At 37.2% G+C, this 17,390-nt stretch carries 16 protein-coding genes, 1 tRNA gene, 1 rRNA gene and 1 riboswitch; all 18 genes read left to right on the forward strand.

Annotation, left to right across the window (positions count from 1 at the left end; all coding sequences use genetic code 11):
• Positions 1–173: 173 nt before the first annotated feature.
• Positions 174–1,298, forward strand: coding sequence for a peptide chain release factor 2 (gene prfB / locus BM157_RS07020; protein ID WP_022503048.1), 1,125 nt, complete (start codon positions 174–176; stop codon positions 1,296–1,298).
• 57 nt (positions 1,299–1,355) lie between these two features.
• A complete protein-coding gene (locus BM157_RS07025; protein ID WP_022503047.1) occupies positions 1,356–1,832 on the forward strand; it encodes a chemotaxis protein CheW in 477 nt (158 codons plus the stop codon).
• 42 nt (positions 1,833–1,874) lie between these two features.
• Positions 1,875–3,494 carry a 4-alpha-glucanotransferase gene (gene malQ / locus BM157_RS07030; protein WP_090140467.1) on the forward strand — a complete coding sequence of 540 codons (1,620 nt, stop codon included), beginning with the start codon at positions 1,875–1,877 and terminating at the stop codon, positions 3,492–3,494.
• A gap of 59 nt (positions 3,495–3,553) precedes the next feature.
• Positions 3,554–3,647, forward strand: a riboswitch (cyclic di-GMP riboswitch).
• A 531-nt stretch (positions 3,648–4,178) separates the two neighbouring features.
• Positions 4,179–4,628: an ACT domain-containing protein gene (locus BM157_RS07035; RefSeq protein WP_055177278.1), complete on the forward strand. Its 450-nt coding sequence runs from the start codon at positions 4,179–4,181 to the stop codon at positions 4,626–4,628.
• 88 nt (positions 4,629–4,716) lie between these two features.
• Positions 4,717–5,940: a homoserine dehydrogenase gene (locus BM157_RS07040; protein WP_055177280.1), complete on the forward strand. Its 1,224-nt coding sequence runs from the start codon at positions 4,717–4,719 to the stop codon at positions 5,938–5,940.
• A gap of 157 nt (positions 5,941–6,097) precedes the next feature.
• Positions 6,098–7,417: an aspartate kinase gene (locus tag BM157_RS07045; RefSeq protein WP_055177283.1), complete on the forward strand. Its 1,320-nt coding sequence runs from the start codon at positions 6,098–6,100 to the stop codon at positions 7,415–7,417.
• A 32-nt stretch (positions 7,418–7,449) separates the two neighbouring features.
• Positions 7,450–7,923, forward strand: a complete 474-nt coding sequence (locus BM157_RS07050) for a hypothetical protein (RefSeq protein ID WP_022503042.1) — start codon at positions 7,450–7,452, stop codon at positions 7,921–7,923.
• Positions 7,924–8,192: 269 nt separating this feature from the next.
• A complete protein-coding gene (locus BM157_RS07055; protein ID WP_055177285.1) occupies positions 8,193–10,511 on the forward strand; it encodes a Tex family protein in 2,319 nt (772 codons plus the stop codon).
• Between the two features lie 106 nt (positions 10,512–10,617).
• On the forward strand, positions 10,618–11,190 hold the full coding sequence (locus tag BM157_RS07060; protein ID WP_022503040.1) for a YcxB family protein: 573 nt from the start codon (positions 10,618–10,620) through the stop codon (positions 11,188–11,190).
• A gap of 12 nt (positions 11,191–11,202) precedes the next feature.
• Positions 11,203–11,640 (forward strand): tRNA (adenosine(37)-N6)-threonylcarbamoyltransferase complex ATPase subunit type 1 TsaE, encoded by a 438-nt coding sequence (gene tsaE, locus BM157_RS07065; RefSeq protein ID WP_022503039.1) that lies wholly within the window; start codon positions 11,203–11,205, stop codon positions 11,638–11,640.
• A gap of 1 nt (position 11,641) precedes the next feature.
• Positions 11,642–12,343 (forward strand): tRNA (adenosine(37)-N6)-threonylcarbamoyltransferase complex dimerization subunit type 1 TsaB, encoded by a 702-nt coding sequence (gene tsaB / locus BM157_RS07070; RefSeq protein WP_022503038.1) that lies wholly within the window; start codon positions 11,642–11,644, stop codon positions 12,341–12,343.
• Positions 12,344–12,345: 2 nt separating this feature from the next.
• Positions 12,346–12,783, forward strand: a complete 438-nt coding sequence (gene rimI, locus BM157_RS07075; protein WP_090140469.1) for a ribosomal protein S18-alanine N-acetyltransferase — start codon at positions 12,346–12,348, stop codon at positions 12,781–12,783.
• A 28-nt stretch (positions 12,784–12,811) separates the two neighbouring features.
• Entirely contained in the window at positions 12,812–13,726 is a 915-nt protein-coding gene (locus BM157_RS07080; RefSeq protein ID WP_055177292.1) for a ribonuclease Z, read from the forward strand.
• Between the two features lie 3 nt (positions 13,727–13,729).
• Positions 13,730–14,314, forward strand: a complete 585-nt coding sequence (locus tag BM157_RS07085; RefSeq protein WP_022503035.1) for a DUF6715 family protein — start codon at positions 13,730–13,732, stop codon at positions 14,312–14,314.
• Between the two features lie 182 nt (positions 14,315–14,496).
• The gene (gene tsaD, locus BM157_RS07090) at positions 14,497–15,528 is read left to right on the forward strand and encodes a tRNA (adenosine(37)-N6)-threonylcarbamoyltransferase complex transferase subunit TsaD (protein ID WP_022503034.1); all 1,032 of its coding nucleotides are present in this window, start codon (positions 14,497–14,499) and stop codon (positions 15,526–15,528) included.
• Positions 15,525–16,262 (forward strand): 2-C-methyl-D-erythritol 4-phosphate cytidylyltransferase, encoded by a 738-nt coding sequence (gene ispD, locus BM157_RS07095; protein ID WP_022503033.1) that lies wholly within the window; start codon positions 15,525–15,527, stop codon positions 16,260–16,262. Before tsaD ends, ispD begins: the two co-directional genes overlap by 4 nt.
• 412 nt (positions 16,263–16,674) lie before the next feature.
• Positions 16,675–16,760, forward strand: a tRNA-Ser gene (locus BM157_RS07100).
• 457 nt (positions 16,761–17,217) lie between these two features.
• Positions 17,218–17,390: ribosomal RNA gene (locus BM157_RS07105) — 16S ribosomal RNA — on the forward strand; the annotation flags it as partial.

Raw genomic sequence — 17,390 nt, forward strand, 5'->3', positions numbered from 1 at the left:
TAAGGCTTTGACACTTAATCATAATACTTGGAATGTTTAACATAGTGTGCAGCTCCTTTTTTAATATAGGACCTTAATATAGAATGGTGATTTGTAATTATATACGGATAGCAATGAGCCTGTGAACAAGAGCGTTAATAAGAGAATAAGTAAGTTAATAAAAGAGGTATATAGTGGTAGAATTAGATCAGTTTAAATATAGGATTTCAGGGTATGATGCACAGATTGAGAATATAAAACAGTCGCTCGACCTTGACAGTAAGAAGAAAAGAATAGAAGAACTGGAAGCAGATATGGAAGCACCCGGATTTTGGGACGATCCAGATAAATCCAATAAGGCTATGAAAGAGCTTAAGACTTTAAAGGACTCATTTGAAGGTTATAACAGCTTAAAGTCAGGGCTTGAGGATATTAATACACTTATTGAGATGGCAGATGAAATGCAGGACGACTCATTAATTTCTGAGATAGAAGATGAGATAACTGTATTCGAGGAGAAAATGGACTCAATAAGGACAGAGACACTTCTTTCAGGAGAATATGATAAATGTAATGCAATACTTACATTACATGCCGGAGCAGGCGGAACAGAGAGCTGTGACTGGTGTCAGATGCTTTTTAGAATGTATACGCGATGGGCAGAAAAGCACGGCTATTCAACGCAGACAATTGATTATCTTGAAGGCGATGAGGCTGGAATAAAGTCTGTTACTATAGAGATTTCAGGAGATAATGCATATGGACATCTTAAGTCAGAACATGGGGTTCACAGGCTTGTAAGAATATCTCCATTTAATGCGGCCGGAAAGAGACAGACATCGTTCGTATCGTGTGATGTAATGCCTGATATAGATGAGGATATTGATATACAGATTAATGATGATGATTTAAGAATTGATACATATCGTTCAAGTGGAGCGGGTGGACAGCATATCAACAAGACATCATCAGCAATCAGAATTACACATCTTCCAACAGGAATAGTTGTGCAGTGCCAGAATGAGAGATCACAGCACCAGAATAAAGATAAGGCAATGCAGATGTTAAAGGCAAAGCTTTATATGATGAAGCAGGAAGAAAATGCACAGAAGTCATCAGATATAAGAGGTGATGTTAAAGATATTAATTTTGGCAATCAGATAAGAAGTTATGTATTACAGCCATACACAATGGTAAAAGATCATAGAACTAATAAAGATATTGGTAATGCAGCAAGTGTGTTAGATGGCAATATAGATCCATTTATTAACGCATATCTTAACTGGATATCGACAGGAAAGAAAGCTGATGAAGAATAATGAGATAATTAATTTATAATAACTATAAAATGCAGTGGCATTAAGAAAGGAGTAATTATGGCAGATTATATCAGACCGGTAGTATTTACACTTGGAGGTCAGAAGTTTGGAGTGGATATTAACCTCGTTCAGTCAATTGAAAGACAGGTAGATGTTGTTCCAGTTCCTAATGCTATGAAGTACATAAGTGGAATTGTTAATCTTAGAGGAGAAGTAATACCAGTAATGAGTCTTAAGAAGAAGTTCTCTATGGATGATACCGCTGAATCTAAGGGTAATAATACAGTTATCGTTAATCTTCCGGATATGAAGATAGCACTTGAGGTTGATGAGGTTCTTGAAATTGGTGAACTTAACGCAGAGAAGATTGTTGATATGCCAAGACTTGCTAAGAATGAGGAAACAGAATACCTTGACAGAGTTGCAAGTGTAGATGGTGATTTAGTTATTCTTCTTGATATTAACAAGATATTATCAGAGGATGAAGCACAGGGCGTTAGGGAATTTGCTGAACAGATGAGCAGGAACGACTAATACAGTAACTGTTAATTAAGTGTATAGCGAGAAGGAGTGTATATGGGTAATAGCAATGTATTTAAAAGAAATGCAGGTATTCTTATGGCAATCAGTTCGCTTCCATCACCTTATGGAATAGGAACATTAGGAAAAGATGCCTATGAGTTTGCGGATTTTGTAAGGGACAGCAATCATAAATACTGGCAGGTACTTCCGGTAGGACCAACAACATACGGTGACAGTCCTTATCAGCCATATTCGGCGTTTGCGGGTAATCCTTATTTTGTCGATCTGGATATGCTGATAGAAGAAGGACTTCTTCTTAAATCAGAGGTTATAGCAGTTGACTGGGGAGATGGAATAATACCGGTTGAGGTGTCAGAAGATGATGCGGTCAATAACCGATATCCAGTCAACCATGACGGCTATCTTGGTGATGACCGATATGTAAGTTATGAGAAAATGTATAATGAAAGATTTAATGTACTTAGAAAAGCATATGAGCGTTTTAAGGGAAAATGTGTTTCAGCAAAGCTTACCCTTGATAAGGGACTTCCACTTTACAAGCGTTTTGATAATTTTGTTAAGGATAATGCATATTGGCTTAAGGATTACGCAATGTTTATGTCTTTGAAAGAGTATTTTAACCAGAAAGCATGGGGAGAATGGGACAGGGATATTAAGTTCAGAGAACCAGAGGCTATGCAAAGATATGAGGACGAACTTTCTGATGATATAGGATTTTGGAATTTTATCCAGTATGAGTTCTATACACAGTGGGGTAAGTTAAAGGCATATGCTAATTCTAACGGAATTGAGATAATTGGCGATATACCTATATATATGGGCTACGACAGTGTTGATGTATGGGCCAATCAGGCAGAATTCCAACTTGATGAGAATCTCACACCGGTAAAGGTAGCAGGAGTTCCACCAGATGCATTTTCAGATATGGGTCAGAAGTGGGGCAATCCATTATATGACTGGGCTAAGATGGAGAACAGTGATTTTGGATGGTGGAGAATGAGAATGGCTAATTCTGCACGCCTGTATGATATTATAAGAATAGACCATTTTCTTGGTATTATTAAATATTATACTATTCCATATGAAATGCCTGATGCAAGACAGGGCTCATATGAGCTGGGGCCAGGGCAGAAGCTTCTTGATGCTATTAATGAATCAATCGGCGATAAGAAGATAATAGCAGAGGATCTTGGAGTATGTATGCCGGAGGTTGACCAGATATTAAAGGATAATAATTATCCGGGAATGAAGGTGCTTGAATTCGCATTTGGTGGCGACAGAAAGAATCCACATCTTCCATATAATTACACTAATAATTGTGTATGCTACGGTGGAACACACGACAATGAAACACTTCTTGGATTTTTTAATGACAGAAATGATGGCGAGTTAGGTTATGCATTTGATTATCTTGATACAAGGGATAAGTACAGAATGGTAGATATGGTGTTCAGAGCTGCATATTCAAGTGTTGCTGTGCTTACAATATTTGCTGTTCAAGATATATTAAAGCTTGATAATTCAGCAAGAATGAACTTCCCATCAAGCTTTGGTAATAACTGGAAATGGCGTATGCAGAAAGGGCAGCTTAACTGGGATCATCTTAATGCAATGAGATATCTGGCAAGTGTATTCGACAGAGAAAGAAACTGATGTGGTACTAAGGTACTATTTACAATTAAAAGTAAAATGTATATAGTCTACTTCATAAGTTAATATTTTAGCAAAGCAGTTGAAAAGCTGTGACGCAAAGCCAAAGGGTCCTCACCTTTATAGCAGTATTTATATGGCAGCCTGGTAACACCAGCAGGAATATTAATATTGCTTATGTTAAGGAAAGACAGCCGGTTGCACTGTTTATTCATTGAGTTATTATAATGGTTTAATTAACATTTGCCTGTAATATTATTAGCGTGGCTGATGTTAGTAAGGTCTGTTTGATATATTATGAAGTATACATTTAAAGCATCCGGTAACGGGTGCTTTTTGTTTTGCGTTTAATATCTGGTAAAGATGATGCATAAGCATTATTTTTATATACTAACCCTCGCATTCCTCTCCCGTTGTGCGAGGGTTATTTTTATTGTAACAGGAAATTCTTATAGAATTTCCTGTTACAATAAAGGTACTATGTGCTGGTGATGCACACTCGCGTGAAGATGCAATTTGGCGCAAGCGACCACGCTCGGCGCGGGAATGTGCAAAGCACATTCTTTTTTGTAATAGAAAATCTCTTGCAATTAAGTGTAATTTATGATACCATTCTTTGTGCGTAGCACAATTGTCTTTCTGAGATGAACAATTTGCTGCAGCAGGACTATATATATAAGGAGAAGTATGAAAGAGAATATTAAGTATTATGTTGTTAAGCAGAAAGCTCTTCCAGAGGTACTGTTGAAGGTAGCAGAAGCTAACAGACTTATAGAAAATCAGAATATCTCCATAGCAGATGCGACAGAAAAAGTGGGAATAAGCAGAAGCTCTTATTATAAGTATAAAGATGATATATTTCCATTCAGGGACAATTCTAAAGGTAAGACAATAACATTTGTATTATCAATGGAAGATGAACCGGGGCTTTTATCAGTTGTGCTTAAGAAAGTTGCAGAATTTAAGGCAAATATACTTACAATTCACCAGACGATTCCTGTTAATGGCATTGCTTCTCTTACGCTTAGTGTTGAGATACTTCCAACGACAGGTGATGCTTCTATGATGATAGAAGAGATTGAACAGCTTAACGGAGTAAGATATTTAAAGATATTAAGCAGTGATGCGTCACTTTAATATATTGGTGGGGAACTGATATATTAGTGAACATATTAGTTTCTTGAACCTGCATAATGAAGAACAATAAGATTAAATGGAGGATAATATGGCGAAGATAGCAGTTTTAGGTTATGGTACTGTTGGATCAGGTGTTGTAGAGATACTTGATGCGAACGCAGAGTCGATATCAAAAAAGGCAGGCCAGCCTATTGAGGTAAAGAGTGTATTAGATTTAAGAGATTTCCCTGGTGATCCAATTCAGGAAAAGATTGTACACGATATAGACCTTGTTATTAATGATGATGAGATAGATGTAGTAGTAGAAGTTATGGGTGGTGTTGAACCGGCATTTACATTTGTTAAGAGAGCACTTGAAGCTGGGAAGAGTGTCTGTACATCTAACAAGGCGCTTGTTGCGGCACACGGAGCAGAGCTTCTTGCTATGGCTAAGGAACGCAGCCTTAACTTTATGTTCGAGGCATCAGTAGGCGGTGGAATTCCTATTATCAGACCACTTAATCAGGCACTTACAGCAGATGAGATAACTAAGATTACTGGTATTATGAATGGAACAACTAATTACATTCTTACAAAGATGAGTAATGATGGAAGTTCTTATGAAGAAGTGTTAAAGGAAGCACAGGCATTAGGTTATGCTGAAAGAAATCCGGAGGCAGACGTTGAAGGATATGATGCCTGTAGAAAGATAGCTATTCTTACTTCTTTAGCAGATGGCAGGACGGTTAATTTTGAGGAGATAACAACAGAGGGAATTACTAAGATTTCCAATGAAGATTTTGCATATGCCAGAAAACTTAATAGCGTTATAAAGCTTTTGGCAACAAGTTACAGAAAAGACGGAAAGGTATATGCTATTACAGCACCATTCCTTATTGATACAACACATCCGCTCTACAATGTAAATGGAGTTCTTAACGGAATATATGTTAATGGTAATATGGTAGGCGATGTTATGTTCTTTGGTGCTGGTGCAGGAAAGCTTCCAACAGCAAGTGCTGTAGTTGGAGATATAATAGATTGTGTTAAACATAAGGGAACTAATGTCTGTGTAATCTGGGATGATGAAAAGCTCGAACTTGCACCTACCAGAGATGAAGTCAGAAGCTTCTTTGTAAGAGTTAAAGGTAATGCTTCTGATACAGCTATGGTTAAAGAACAGTTCGGTGATGTAGAGATTATCACAGTTGATGGTCTTGATAATGAATTCGGCTTTATAACCGACAAGATGACAGAAGAAGCATTTGATAAAGCAGCAGCTAATGTAGATATGATTTCAAGAATAAGAATAGACGATACAAAGCTTCAGTGATATCAATGGGTGTTAATATAGTCAGATGATAGATATATGAAAGTGCTGAATATATAAGAGTGCTAAAAGTATGAGAGTGCTGAATATATAAGAATGCCGAGATATTTAGAGTATAAATACTAAACAATTAAGATATAATTATAAGGGAGAATTAGTAATGGTTAAAGTAGTTAAATTCGGTGGAAGTTCACTTGCAAGTGCAGATCAGTTTAAGAAGGTTGGTAACATAATAAGAGCTGAGGAAAGCAGAAGATATGTAGTTCCATCTGCACCAGGAAAGAGATTTTCAGAGGACACCAAAGTAACAGATATGCTCTATAAGTGTTATGCAGAGGCAGAAGCCGGAAAGAATTTTGACAAGCAGTTAAAGGCTATTGAAGAAAGATACAATGAGATTATTAAAGGACTTGGCTTAAAACTTTCATTAAAGGAACAGTTTGAAACTATCAAGAAGAACTTTGAAAGTAAGGCGGGCAAGGACTATGCGGCTTCAAGGGGTGAATACCTCAATGGTATAATAATGGCTAATTATCTTGGTTATGAGTTTATAGATGCAGCAAGTGTTATCTGCTTTGACCCAGAAGGAGAATTTGATGGTGAGAAGACTAACAAAGTTATGGCTGACAGATTAGCTAATGTTGAGAAAGCTGTAATTCCAGGCTTCTATGGTGCTATGCCTAACGGAGAAGTTAAGACATTCTCAAGAGGTGGTTCAGATGTTACAGGTTCTATTGTTGCAAGGGCAATAAAGGCTGATGTATACGAGAACTGGACAGATGTATCAGGATTTCTTGCAGCAGACCCAAGAATAGTGGACAATCCAAGATCAATTGAAGTTATTACATACAAGGAATTAAGAGAACTTTCTTATATGGGTGCTACAGTTCTTCACGAATCAGCAATATTCCCGGTAAGAAAGGAAGGAATTCCAATCAATATCCGTAATACTAATGCACCACAGGATAAGGGTACAATGATTGTTGAGACAACTTGTAACAAGCCAGACTGCATAATTACAGGTATTGCAGGTAAGAAAGGTTTTGTATCAATCACAATTGATAAGGATATGATGAACTCGGAGATAGGATTTGGACGTAAGGTGCTTCAGGTGTTCGAGGACAATGGAATATCATTTGAGCATATGCCATCAGGAATTGATACAATGACTGTATTTGTACATCAGGATGAATTTGTTGAGAAGGAACAGAAGGTTCTTGCACAGCTACACAGAGCAGTTAATCCAGATAGCATTGAACTTGAATCAGATCTTTCACTTATTGCTGTTGTTGGACGTGGTATGAGAAATAACTCAGGTCTTGCAGCTAATATATTCTCGGCTCTTGCAAAGGCAAAGATTAACATTAAGATGATTGATCAGGGTTCTAGTGAACTTAATATTATTATTGGTGTAAGAAACAGATACTTTGAAGATGCTATTAAGACTATTTATGATGTATTTGTTCCTAATAACAAATAATAAATAAAACATAATATAAGGGGGTTTTACATATGAAGGAAGCAAAGAATGAATTAATGCAGTTTGTTGCAGGCATAATAATGCTTGTTGTAGGCTTGTATATATTCTCTCAGAAGGTAATTGTATTTTCAGGCTTTTTCTCATTCGGTGGAGGAAGATTTTCTTCCGGTTTAATAGTTGTGCCATTGATAATAGGCATAGTATGGATGTTTGTCAGCGGTGCGAATTTCGCCTCAAAGGTATTTACAGTATTAGCGGCGATTATAATAATTGCATCAGTTGTTATGACAACTAATATACATTTAAGTGCAATGACACTCTATGACTGGATACTTATACTTGTTCTTATATTCGGCGGTGCCGGACTTGTTGGAAAAGTGCTTTTTGCTGGCAATTTCTCAGATGACAAAGGCAGAAAAGGCGGAAATAAGAAAGCTGATGATGTTTCATCAAGCGTAAAGAATATTGATGATGAGCTTGAGCAGTTAAAAAAGAACATAAAGTAAATACAGGCTCACAACCAATATTGGTGGAATGATAAATATTTATTAAGGGATAATATATTTACAATAAAAAATGCCTCAAACGGCATAAAACAGCACCATATAAGCTGTATCTTAAATCATACTGTATACACGGTATAATAAGATATTGCTTATATGGTGCTTTTTCATTTAAGGCTTACAATTTAATGTGGCTTGATAATAGATTGCTCAATTGGTATAATTAATCGTTAGATAATTATTATAAATATATAGTTGAATGGAGTTTAATAATGGATATTATTAAGAAAATTGCGGAAGAACTTGAAGTTAAGACATCACAGGTAGATGCAGCAGTCAAGCTTATTGATGAGGGCTGCACAATACCATTTATTGCAAGATACCGAAAGGAAGTTACGGGTGCATTGAACGATGAACAGCTCCGTGCTCTTGATGACAGACTTAAATATCTTCGTAATCTTGAGGATAGAAAGACACAGGTTATAGCAAGTATAGAGGAGCAAGGAAAGCTCACGGAGGAGTTAAAGGAACAGATTATAAAGGCTGAAACTATGGTTTTAGTCGAGGATTTATATAGACCATATAAGCAGAAGAGAAGAACAAGAGCAACTATTGCCAAGGAAAAAGGTCTTGAGCCATTAGCAGCTTATATTAAAGAACAGAATGCTGTTAAAGATATATTAACAGAAGCTGCTAAGTATATATCTGATGAAGAAGGTAAGGAAGTAAATTCGGCAGATGAAGCTGTTGCAGGAGCACTTGATATAATTGCAGAGCAGATATCAGATGTCGCTGATTACAGGACATATATAAGAGATATAACATTTAAAGAGGGCAAGCTTGTAGTAACTGCCAAGGACGAAAATGCAGACTCGGTATATGAGAATTACTATGATTACAATGAAGCTATAGCCTCTATTCCAGGACACAGAATACTTGCTATCAACAGAGGAGAGAGCGAGAAGTTCTTAACAGTAAAGGTCGAAGCACCTAAGGACAGAATATTAAGATATCTTGCTAAGCAGGAGATAACAGCAGATAATGAATTTACAACACCATATCTTACAGCATGTATAGAAGACTCTTACGACAGACTTATTGCACCAGCAATAGAAAGAGAGATAAGAAGCACATTGACAGATAATGCACAGGACGGGGCTATCAAGGTGTTCGGAAAGAACTTAGAGCAGCTTTTATTGCAGCCACCAATAGCAGGCAGGGTTGTGTTAGGCTGGGATCCGGGCTTTAGAAATGGCTGTAAACTTGCTATAGTTGATGCCACAGGAAAGGTGCTTGCAACTAAGGTTGTATATCCAACAGAGCCATTTAACAAGGTTGAGGAGACTAAGAAAATAGTAGCAGACCTTATTAAGAAATATGGTGTTACACTTATATCTTGTGGAAATGGTACTGCTTCAAGAGAGTCAGAACAGATAATCTCAGATATGATAAAGGAATATAATCTTGCAGGCGTAGATTATGTTATAACTAATGAGGCAGGAGCATCTGTATATTCGGCAAGTAAGCTTGCTACAGAAGAATTCCCTGATTTTGATGTGAACCAAAGAAGTGCCGTATCAATAGCAAGAAGAGTGCAGGATCCACTTGCAGAGCTTGTTAAAATTGATCCTAAATCAATAGGTGTAGGACAGTATCAGCACGATATGAACCAGAAGAAGTTAAGTGAGACGCTTGGAGGAGTAGTTGAAGACAGCGTTAATAAGGTTGGTGTAGATCTTAATACAGCTTCAGCTTCACTTCTTGAATACATTTCTGGAATATCTAAGTCAGTTGCCAAGAACATAATTGATTACAGGGAAACTAACGGAAGATTCACTAACAGAAAGCAGCTTTTAAAGGTTGCCAAGTTAGGACCTAAGGCATTTGAACAGTGTGCAGGATTTATGAGAATAACAGGCGGTGATAATCCTTTTGATGCAACAAGCGTTCACCCAGAAAGCTATGAAGCTGCTGCTAAGCTTTTAAAGGTTATGGGCTATGATATTAACCAGATAAGCTCAGGAGAACTTATCGGTCTTAAATCAAGAATTGAAGATATGAGTAAGCTTGCAGATGAACTTGGAATAGGAACTATGACATTAGAGGATATCGTTAAAGAGCTTGAAAAGCCGGGAAGAGATCCAAGAGATGAAATGCCAAAGCCAATACTTAGAAAAGATGTTCTTGATATGAAAGATCTTACACCGGGTATGATACTTAAAGGTACAGTAAGAAATGTTATAGATTTCGGTGCATTTGTCGATATCGGAGTACATCAGGACGGACTTGTACATATTTCACAGATGAGCGCAGAAAGAAGAATTGAACACCCTCTTGATATCGTGAGCGTTGGAGATATTGTAGATGTCAGGGTTATAGATGTTGATACTAACAAGGGTAGAATATCATTATCTATGATTTTAGATGAAAAGGAAGCTGCCAATAGAAGCTATAAGAACAATTCAGACAAGAATGGCGACAAGAAGAATAATAAGAATAATGGCAGCAGGAATAATAAAAATAATGCTGGCAGAAAGTCATCTAAACAGCAGGGGCTTAATTTAAGAGGCCTTGAGAAGTTTATGCACTAATTATCCTGCACTGACAGCAAAGAAAGTATACAGAAAGCCGTAAACAGGCTTATAGGCAGGTTGAAATTTAAGATGATTGGAATGCGTTTTGTTAAGGAGAAGGTGTATGGCTGATAATATTATGAATGATAATGCAAAAGATAATAATGCAGACAATAATGTAATAGAATTTGACAGCAAGGTCACAGAAAAGGATTTACTTAGATTTAAGTTTTATCATAAGTATCACACAATATCAGGTATGGCAGAGATAATGCTGGCCCTGATAATGATAGTTCTCTGTGTTATATCAATAGGCAGGGTTAACGCTTCATATTCACTTATGGTAGGTGTGTTTGGTGTATTCTTTCTTGTGTTCCCATCGGTTGATATGAAGCACAGGGCTAAAAGACAGATGGAAAAGGTTGTTACATTTAAGGAGCAGGTGCATTATAGAATAGATAATAAAGGCATAACTGTGAGTCTTAATGATGTAACAGAAACACTTGGCTGGGACAAGATTTACAAGATTAAATTTGATGGTGCTAATATCGATGTTTATATGACAACAGTCAATGCCAATATTATTCCTGTAAGGGATTTTAACGGCAGGGCAGATGAGTTTATAAGAATGGCACAGCAGCATCTGAAGCCATTCCAGATAAAAGTTGATGTTAAGAAAATGAATAAAGTAGCATAAAAGGAATTAAATATGATAATAGAGACATTTGATTCAAAGCAGACATATGAACTTGGCTATAAGCTTGGCTGTGAGGCAAAGGCAGGAGATATATATTGTCTTGACGGCGAGCTTGGAGTTGGTAAGACAGTATTTACACAAGGCTTTGCCAAGGGCCTTGGAATAGAAGAACCTATTAATAGTCCGACTTTCACAATAGTACAGGAATATACACAAGGACGTATTCCATTATACCATTTTGATGTATACAGAATAAGTGATGTGTCAGAAATGGACGAAATAGGATATGAAGAATACTTTTACTCAGACGGAGTGTGCCTTGTTGAATGGGGAAAGCTTATAGATGAGCTGTTTCCGGACAATACAACATATATCTCAATAAGTAAAGATTTATCAAAAGGTTTTGATTACAGAAAGGTAGAAGTAGCCACTAAAGAAATGGAGGATTAGTATGAAGGTTTTGGCAATTGAAAGTTCTGCTGTAACAGCTTCTGTTGCAATTATGACGGAAGATACGCTTATAGCAGAATATACAATTAATTATAAAAAGACACATTCCCAGACATTGCTTCCTATGATAGATGAAATATGCCGTATGACAGAAAATAATGCGGCGGACTGCGATATAATTGCAGTATCCAATGGTCCGGGTTCATTTACGGGTTTAAGAATTGGTGCGGCAACAGGGAAGGGTCTTGCACTTGCACTTGATAAACCAATGGTGGCAGTTCCTACGCTTGAAGCTATGGCATACAACTTTTATGGTGATGACAGGATTATATGTCCTGTTATGGATGCAAGAAGGGCACATCTGTATAGTGGTCTTTACCGTTTTGAGAATGGAAAGCTTATAACTGTCCACGAACAGTGCCTTATATCATATGGAGAGCTTGCAGGAATCCTTAATGAAGTAAAGGAAAAGGTTGTGTTCGTTGGAGATGGAATAGCGGCAGCTAAGGACTATTTTAAGGATAATCTTACCTGCAATTACACATTCAGCCCAGCCGGTTTAAGGACACAGAGGGCTTCATCGGTTGCCCTTGCAGCTATTGATATGGCTAATGAGGGAAAGACAATCGGATCAGATATGTTAAAGCCAGATTATCTTCGTCCATCACAGGCTGAAAGAGAACATAGTGGGAAGAGGGCATAATTATGGAATATCATATAAGACCAATGGAAGACAGAGATATTTCAACAGTTGAACAGATAGAAAAAAGTATATTTTCCCTTCCGTGGTCGGCTAAATCCTTTGCAGATGCAGCTAATACACCAGAAAATGTATATCTTGTATGTGAGTGTACAGGAGAGATAGCAGGTTACTGTGGTATGTGGACTGTGTTAGGAGAGGGCAACATAACCAATATTGCGGTTTCTCCTTCATATAGAAGAAGTGGTGTTGCAGAAGCACTTCTTAAGGAGCTTGAAAGACGGGCAAGATTAAAAGATGTGACTGTATTCTTTCTTGAAGTAAGACAGAGCAATGAAGCAGCCAAGAGGCTTTATGAGAAATTAGGTTATTCTCCAATCGGTGTAAGAAAGAGATTTTATGAAAAGCCGGTTGAAGATGCAATAGTTATGTCCAAATCATAATATTATTAACAAGATGGAAGGAGACGATATGTTAGATGTATGTTTATTAGGAACAAGCGGAATGCTTCCTTTGCCTGGAAGATGGCTTACATCTTTAATGACACGCTATAACGGCAGCAGTCTTTTAATAGACTGTGGTGAGGGAACACAGATAGCTATCAAAGAAAAAGGATGGAGCTATAATCCGATAGATGTTATATGCTTTACACATTACCACGCTGACCATATAAGCGGACTTCCGGGTCTGCTGCTTACAATAGGCAATTCTGACAGGAAAGAGCCATTGACGCTTGTAGGTCCTAAGGGACTTAACAGAGTAGTGTCAGCATTGAGAGTTATTGCACCGGAGCTTCCATTTGAAATAAAGACGATAGAACTGACAGGGCAGCAGGAACATTTATCAGTCAAGGGCTATGAGATTGATGCATTCCGTGTAAACCACGCAGTTACCTGTTATGGATACTCAATTAATATTCCGAGAATAGGCAAATTCAATGCTGATAAGGCGAAAGAGCTGGGTATTCCGTGCAGGGTCTGGAATAAGTTACAGCATGGTGAAGAAGTTACTATGGAAGGGGTTACATATACTCCGGATATGGTTATGGGAGCACCAAGAAAGGGTATTAAGCTTACTTACTGTACTGATACAAGACCTGTGCAGTCAATAGTAGATAATGCAGCAGGTTCAGATTTATTCATATGTGAAGGTATGTATGGAGAAAAAGATAAAGAGGCAAAGGCTAGGGAATATAAGCATATGACATTTTATGAGGCGGCAGATATAGCAAGGAAAGCAGAAGTTAAGGAAATGTGGCTTACACACTATAGTCCATCGCTTGTCCGTCCGTCAGATTATGTAAAGAATATCAAGTCTGTATATTCAAATGTATGTGCGGCTAAAGATGGACAGAGCGTGACACTTACGTTTGAAGATGAGGAGTAGCCTATGAAAAAACATTTAAGATGGATAATTGCGATTATTGTATTAGCGGTTATGGGTGTTGCGTACTATTATTATCTTGCCAATAAACCAGCAGATAAGGATGCAACAGAGTCTGTTGCAGATAGTAATAGTGAGTTGTCATATCTTGTATCCAGAAATATTGAAGATAACTATCCAGAGTCAGTAAGAGATGTTGTAAAATTGTATGCAAGAATAACAAAAGCTTATTATGAGTCTGATGTGTCAGAAGAGAATATAGAAAAGCTTGGCAGACAGGCACGCATATTATTTGATGACGAATTAAAGAATACCCAGACAGAAGATGAATTTTTAAGTGCTTTAAAAGAAGATATAAGCATTTACAGAAATAATAATGCCAAAATAAGCAGTTTTAATATACAGACGGCTAATAATACCAGATATACCAAATTTAACAACAGAGAGTATGCTTCTATAGAGCTTGTATACTATATTCGTGAAGGCACACAGCTAAGAACATCAGGCACTAAATTCACGCTTAGAAGAGATAACTCAGGTAAATGGAAGATACTTTACTGGGAATTAGTGGACTCAGTGGATTTAAGCTGATTTTAGTTAGACTTTAATGGATTAAGCTTGAAATTAATAAATTAGGTATAATCTTAATGGATTGAGTATGATTTTAATATATTTAAGTTCAATTTTAATGGTTATAAGCAGAATTTTGGACGATTCAATTATTGATTAATCAATATATAGAAGGTATTTTTGGGCAGATGAGAGGTAATTCAATGAAAAATGAGAAAGATGTACTGATACTGGCAATAGAGAGTTCTTGTGATGAAACTGCAGCTGCAGTAGTAAAGAACGGAAGAACAGTATTATCAAATGTAATAAATACTCAGATAGCAATTCATACTGAATATGGTGGAGTTGTGCCTGAAATAGCATCAAGAAAGCATATAGAGAATATTAATCCGGTAATACGAGAAGCTCTTAAAGAAGCAGATGTCACATTAGATGACATAACAGCTATAGGAGTAACATATGGACCAGGGCTTGTTGGTGCTTTACTTGTAGGTGTGGCAGAAGCTAAAGCTATAGCATTTGCAACAGACAAGCCATTGGTAGGAGTTCATCATATAGAAGGACATATTGCGGCTAATTATATAGAGAATAAAGAGCTTAAACCACCATTTGTTGCACTTGTAGTATCAGGTGGACATACACACCTTGTAAAGGTTGTTGATTATGGCAGATATGAGATAATAGGAAGAACAAGAGATGATGCGGCAGGAGAAGCATTTGACAAGGTTGCAAGAGCAATAGGGCTTGGATATCCTGGCGGACCAAAGATTGATAAAATAGCTAAAGAGGGCAATCCTGATGCTATAGTATTCCCAAGAGCACATGTTGATGATGCACCGTATGATTTTTCGTTCAGTGGAATTAAATCGTCAGTGTTAAATTACATTAATTCAGCGGAGATGAAAGGTGAGACAATTAACAGGGCAGATGTGGCGGCTTCATTCCAGAAAGCTGTTGTAGAAGCACTTGTAACAAGAGCAATCAGTCTTGCTAAAGAAACAGGAATGAACCAGCTTGCAGTAGCAGGAGGAGTTGCGTCTAATTCTGCACTTAGAAAAGCATTATCAGAAGAGTGCGATAAGAACAATATCAAGTTCTATTCACCATCACCAATATTATGTACGGATAACGCAGCTATGATTGGTTGTGCAGCTTATTATGAGTATATGGCAGGTACAAGACATGGATATGACCTTAATGCAGTACCTAACCTTAAATTAGGAGAACGAATATGAATTGCGCTATAGTTCTTGCTGGTGGTAAGGGAACCAGAATGAATAGTGAGATACCAAAGCAGTTCCTTGTGGTTGGTGGAAAGCCTTTGATAAGCTACAGCCTTGATGTATTTGAGAAAAGTCCGTTTATAGATGCTATAATAATTGTCACATCCCAAGACTATACAGGTTATATGAAAGCCCTTGTTAAAGAAAATGGCTATAAAAAGATAGCAGGTATAGCCTTGGGCGGCAAAGAACGCTACGACTCTGTACATTCAGGACTTGAGCTTATACAAACACTGATGAGCAGTGGGGCTGGGCAGTTATCAAGGGATGAAGAATGGTTATCAGGCGAGGACTATATATTTATCCACGATGGGGCAAGACCCTGCGTAACTGCACAGATAATATATAATTGTATGCAGGATGTAATGGAATATAAAGCGTGTGTGGCAGCAGTACCGGTAAAAGATACAATAAAGGTGGCTGATAAAGCTGGAATGTCTGTTAATACACCAGATAGGAGCACACTGTGGCAGATACAGACACCACAGGTGTTTGAAGCTGGCCTTATAAAAGAAGCATACGAAAGGCTGTATAATGATACGACAGCAGGCAACATAACAGATGATGCTATGGTTGTGGAGCACTATATGGATAGGACTGTGAAAATGACAATGGCAGACTATAAGAATATAAAAGTAACAACGCCAGAAGATATGGACATAGCAAGGATATTTTTAAAGGCATAGGCAAATTACCTGTGCCAGACAATATGTAGTGATATGGTAATATGTAGTGGTATAGTATTATGTATTGATTATTATGTGTTATATATTAATTATAATATATAGATTTATATTGTTTCACCAGCCTGCCTTCAGGATTTGTCTTAAGGTGTTTAGCAGATATATAGATTTATATTATTTTTATCAGTCTTTTTGCATTGGTATCTCTGAAAACAGATTGGAAAGCTGAAATGGAAATATTGGTCTGAAACCCAGTGAAATAGCCACTTTTGAAGCTTGTAAAATGGTATTGAAGATGAAAAACATAAAAAAGTTTAAAAAAGTTTGAAAAATGTGTTGACAAAACATAATACGAATGATAATATAACTAAGTCGTCAGCGAGACGAACAAAACACAGATGAATATGTGGAATATGGAGAGGTACCGAAGTGGTCATAACGGGGCGGTCTTGAAAACCGTTTGTCTTCACGGGCGCATGGGTTCGAATCCCATCCTCTCCGCTGAAAACCATCTATCATAACTTAGATGGTTTTTTTATGCCAAAGCTTGCAGGTAACTGCTGGTGATGGAACGGATAACATAATTGATTATATATTGAAGGCATCTGATACAATGTGAGTACACATTAGTACAATACCAACAATATAGAAACTAAAGTTAAAAAGTTTAAAAAACTTGTTGACAAACATCAAACAAAATGTTATTCTATCATAGCTGTCAGCGAGAAACGCTGGTTGCTAACAGATAAGAAGCAAACGCTTCTTGATAATGAACTTTGATAACTGAACAGAAAGACAACCTTGAAAATTCTTTTTAGAATTTCGAGATGAGTACAGAATTCATTAGAATTAAGTATACATCTTTTGTGAACATCATTCAAGCAATTGAATGAATCCTTAAACACAGTATAAGGAAACTATTATTAAGCTAGTTAGTTTGTAACTGACAAGGCAAACTTTTTATGAGAGTTTGATCCTGGCTCAGGATGAACGCTGGCGGCGTGCTTAACACATGCAAGTCGAACGAAGCATTTAAGACAGATTACTTCGGTTTGAAGTCTTTTATGACTGAGTGGCGGACGGGTGAGTAACGCGTGGGTAACCTGCCTCATACAGGGGGATAGCAGCTGG

The sequence above is a fragment of the [Lactobacillus] rogosae genome (assembly GCA_900112995.1).
Lineage (GTDB): Bacteria > Bacillota > Clostridia > Lachnospirales > Lachnospiraceae > Lachnospira > Lachnospira rogosae.

What these genes read in the sequence shown, in the direction of transcription:
- BM157_RS07080 (WP_055177292.1), top strand. Translation starts at nt 12,812, where the DNA reads ATGTTAGATGTATGTTTATTAGGAACAAGCGGAATGCTTCCTTTGCCT.
- rimI (WP_090140469.1), top strand. Translation starts at nt 12,346, where the DNA reads ATGGAATATCATATAAGACCAATGGAAGACAGAGATATTTCAACAGTT.
- BM157_RS07045 (WP_055177283.1), top strand. Translation starts at nt 6,098, where the DNA reads ATGGTTAAAGTAGTTAAATTCGGTGGAAGTTCACTTGCAAGTGCAGAT.
- tsaE (WP_022503039.1), top strand. Translation starts at nt 11,203, where the DNA reads ATGATAATAGAGACATTTGATTCAAAGCAGACATATGAACTTGGCTAT.
- BM157_RS07050 (WP_022503042.1), top strand. Translation starts at nt 7,450, where the DNA reads ATGAAGGAAGCAAAGAATGAATTAATGCAGTTTGTTGCAGGCATAATA.
- tsaD (WP_022503034.1), top strand. Translation starts at nt 14,497, where the DNA reads ATGAAAAATGAGAAAGATGTACTGATACTGGCAATAGAGAGTTCTTGT.
- BM157_RS07035 (WP_055177278.1), top strand. Translation starts at nt 4,179, where the DNA reads ATGAAAGAGAATATTAAGTATTATGTTGTTAAGCAGAAAGCTCTTCCA.
- BM157_RS07085 (WP_022503035.1), top strand. Translation starts at nt 13,730, where the DNA reads ATGAAAAAACATTTAAGATGGATAATTGCGATTATTGTATTAGCGGTT.
- BM157_RS07025 (WP_022503047.1), top strand. Translation starts at nt 1,356, where the DNA reads ATGGCAGATTATATCAGACCGGTAGTATTTACACTTGGAGGTCAGAAG.
- BM157_RS07040 (WP_055177280.1), top strand. Translation starts at nt 4,717, where the DNA reads ATGGCGAAGATAGCAGTTTTAGGTTATGGTACTGTTGGATCAGGTGTT.
- BM157_RS07055 (WP_055177285.1), top strand. Translation starts at nt 8,193, where the DNA reads ATGGATATTATTAAGAAAATTGCGGAAGAACTTGAAGTTAAGACATCA.
- ispD (WP_022503033.1), top strand. Translation starts at nt 15,525, where the DNA reads ATGAATTGCGCTATAGTTCTTGCTGGTGGTAAGGGAACCAGAATGAAT.
- BM157_RS07060 (WP_022503040.1), top strand. Translation starts at nt 10,618, where the DNA reads ATGGCTGATAATATTATGAATGATAATGCAAAAGATAATAATGCAGAC.
- tsaB (WP_022503038.1), top strand. Translation starts at nt 11,642, where the DNA reads ATGAAGGTTTTGGCAATTGAAAGTTCTGCTGTAACAGCTTCTGTTGCA.
- malQ (WP_090140467.1), top strand. Translation starts at nt 1,875, where the DNA reads ATGGGTAATAGCAATGTATTTAAAAGAAATGCAGGTATTCTTATGGCA.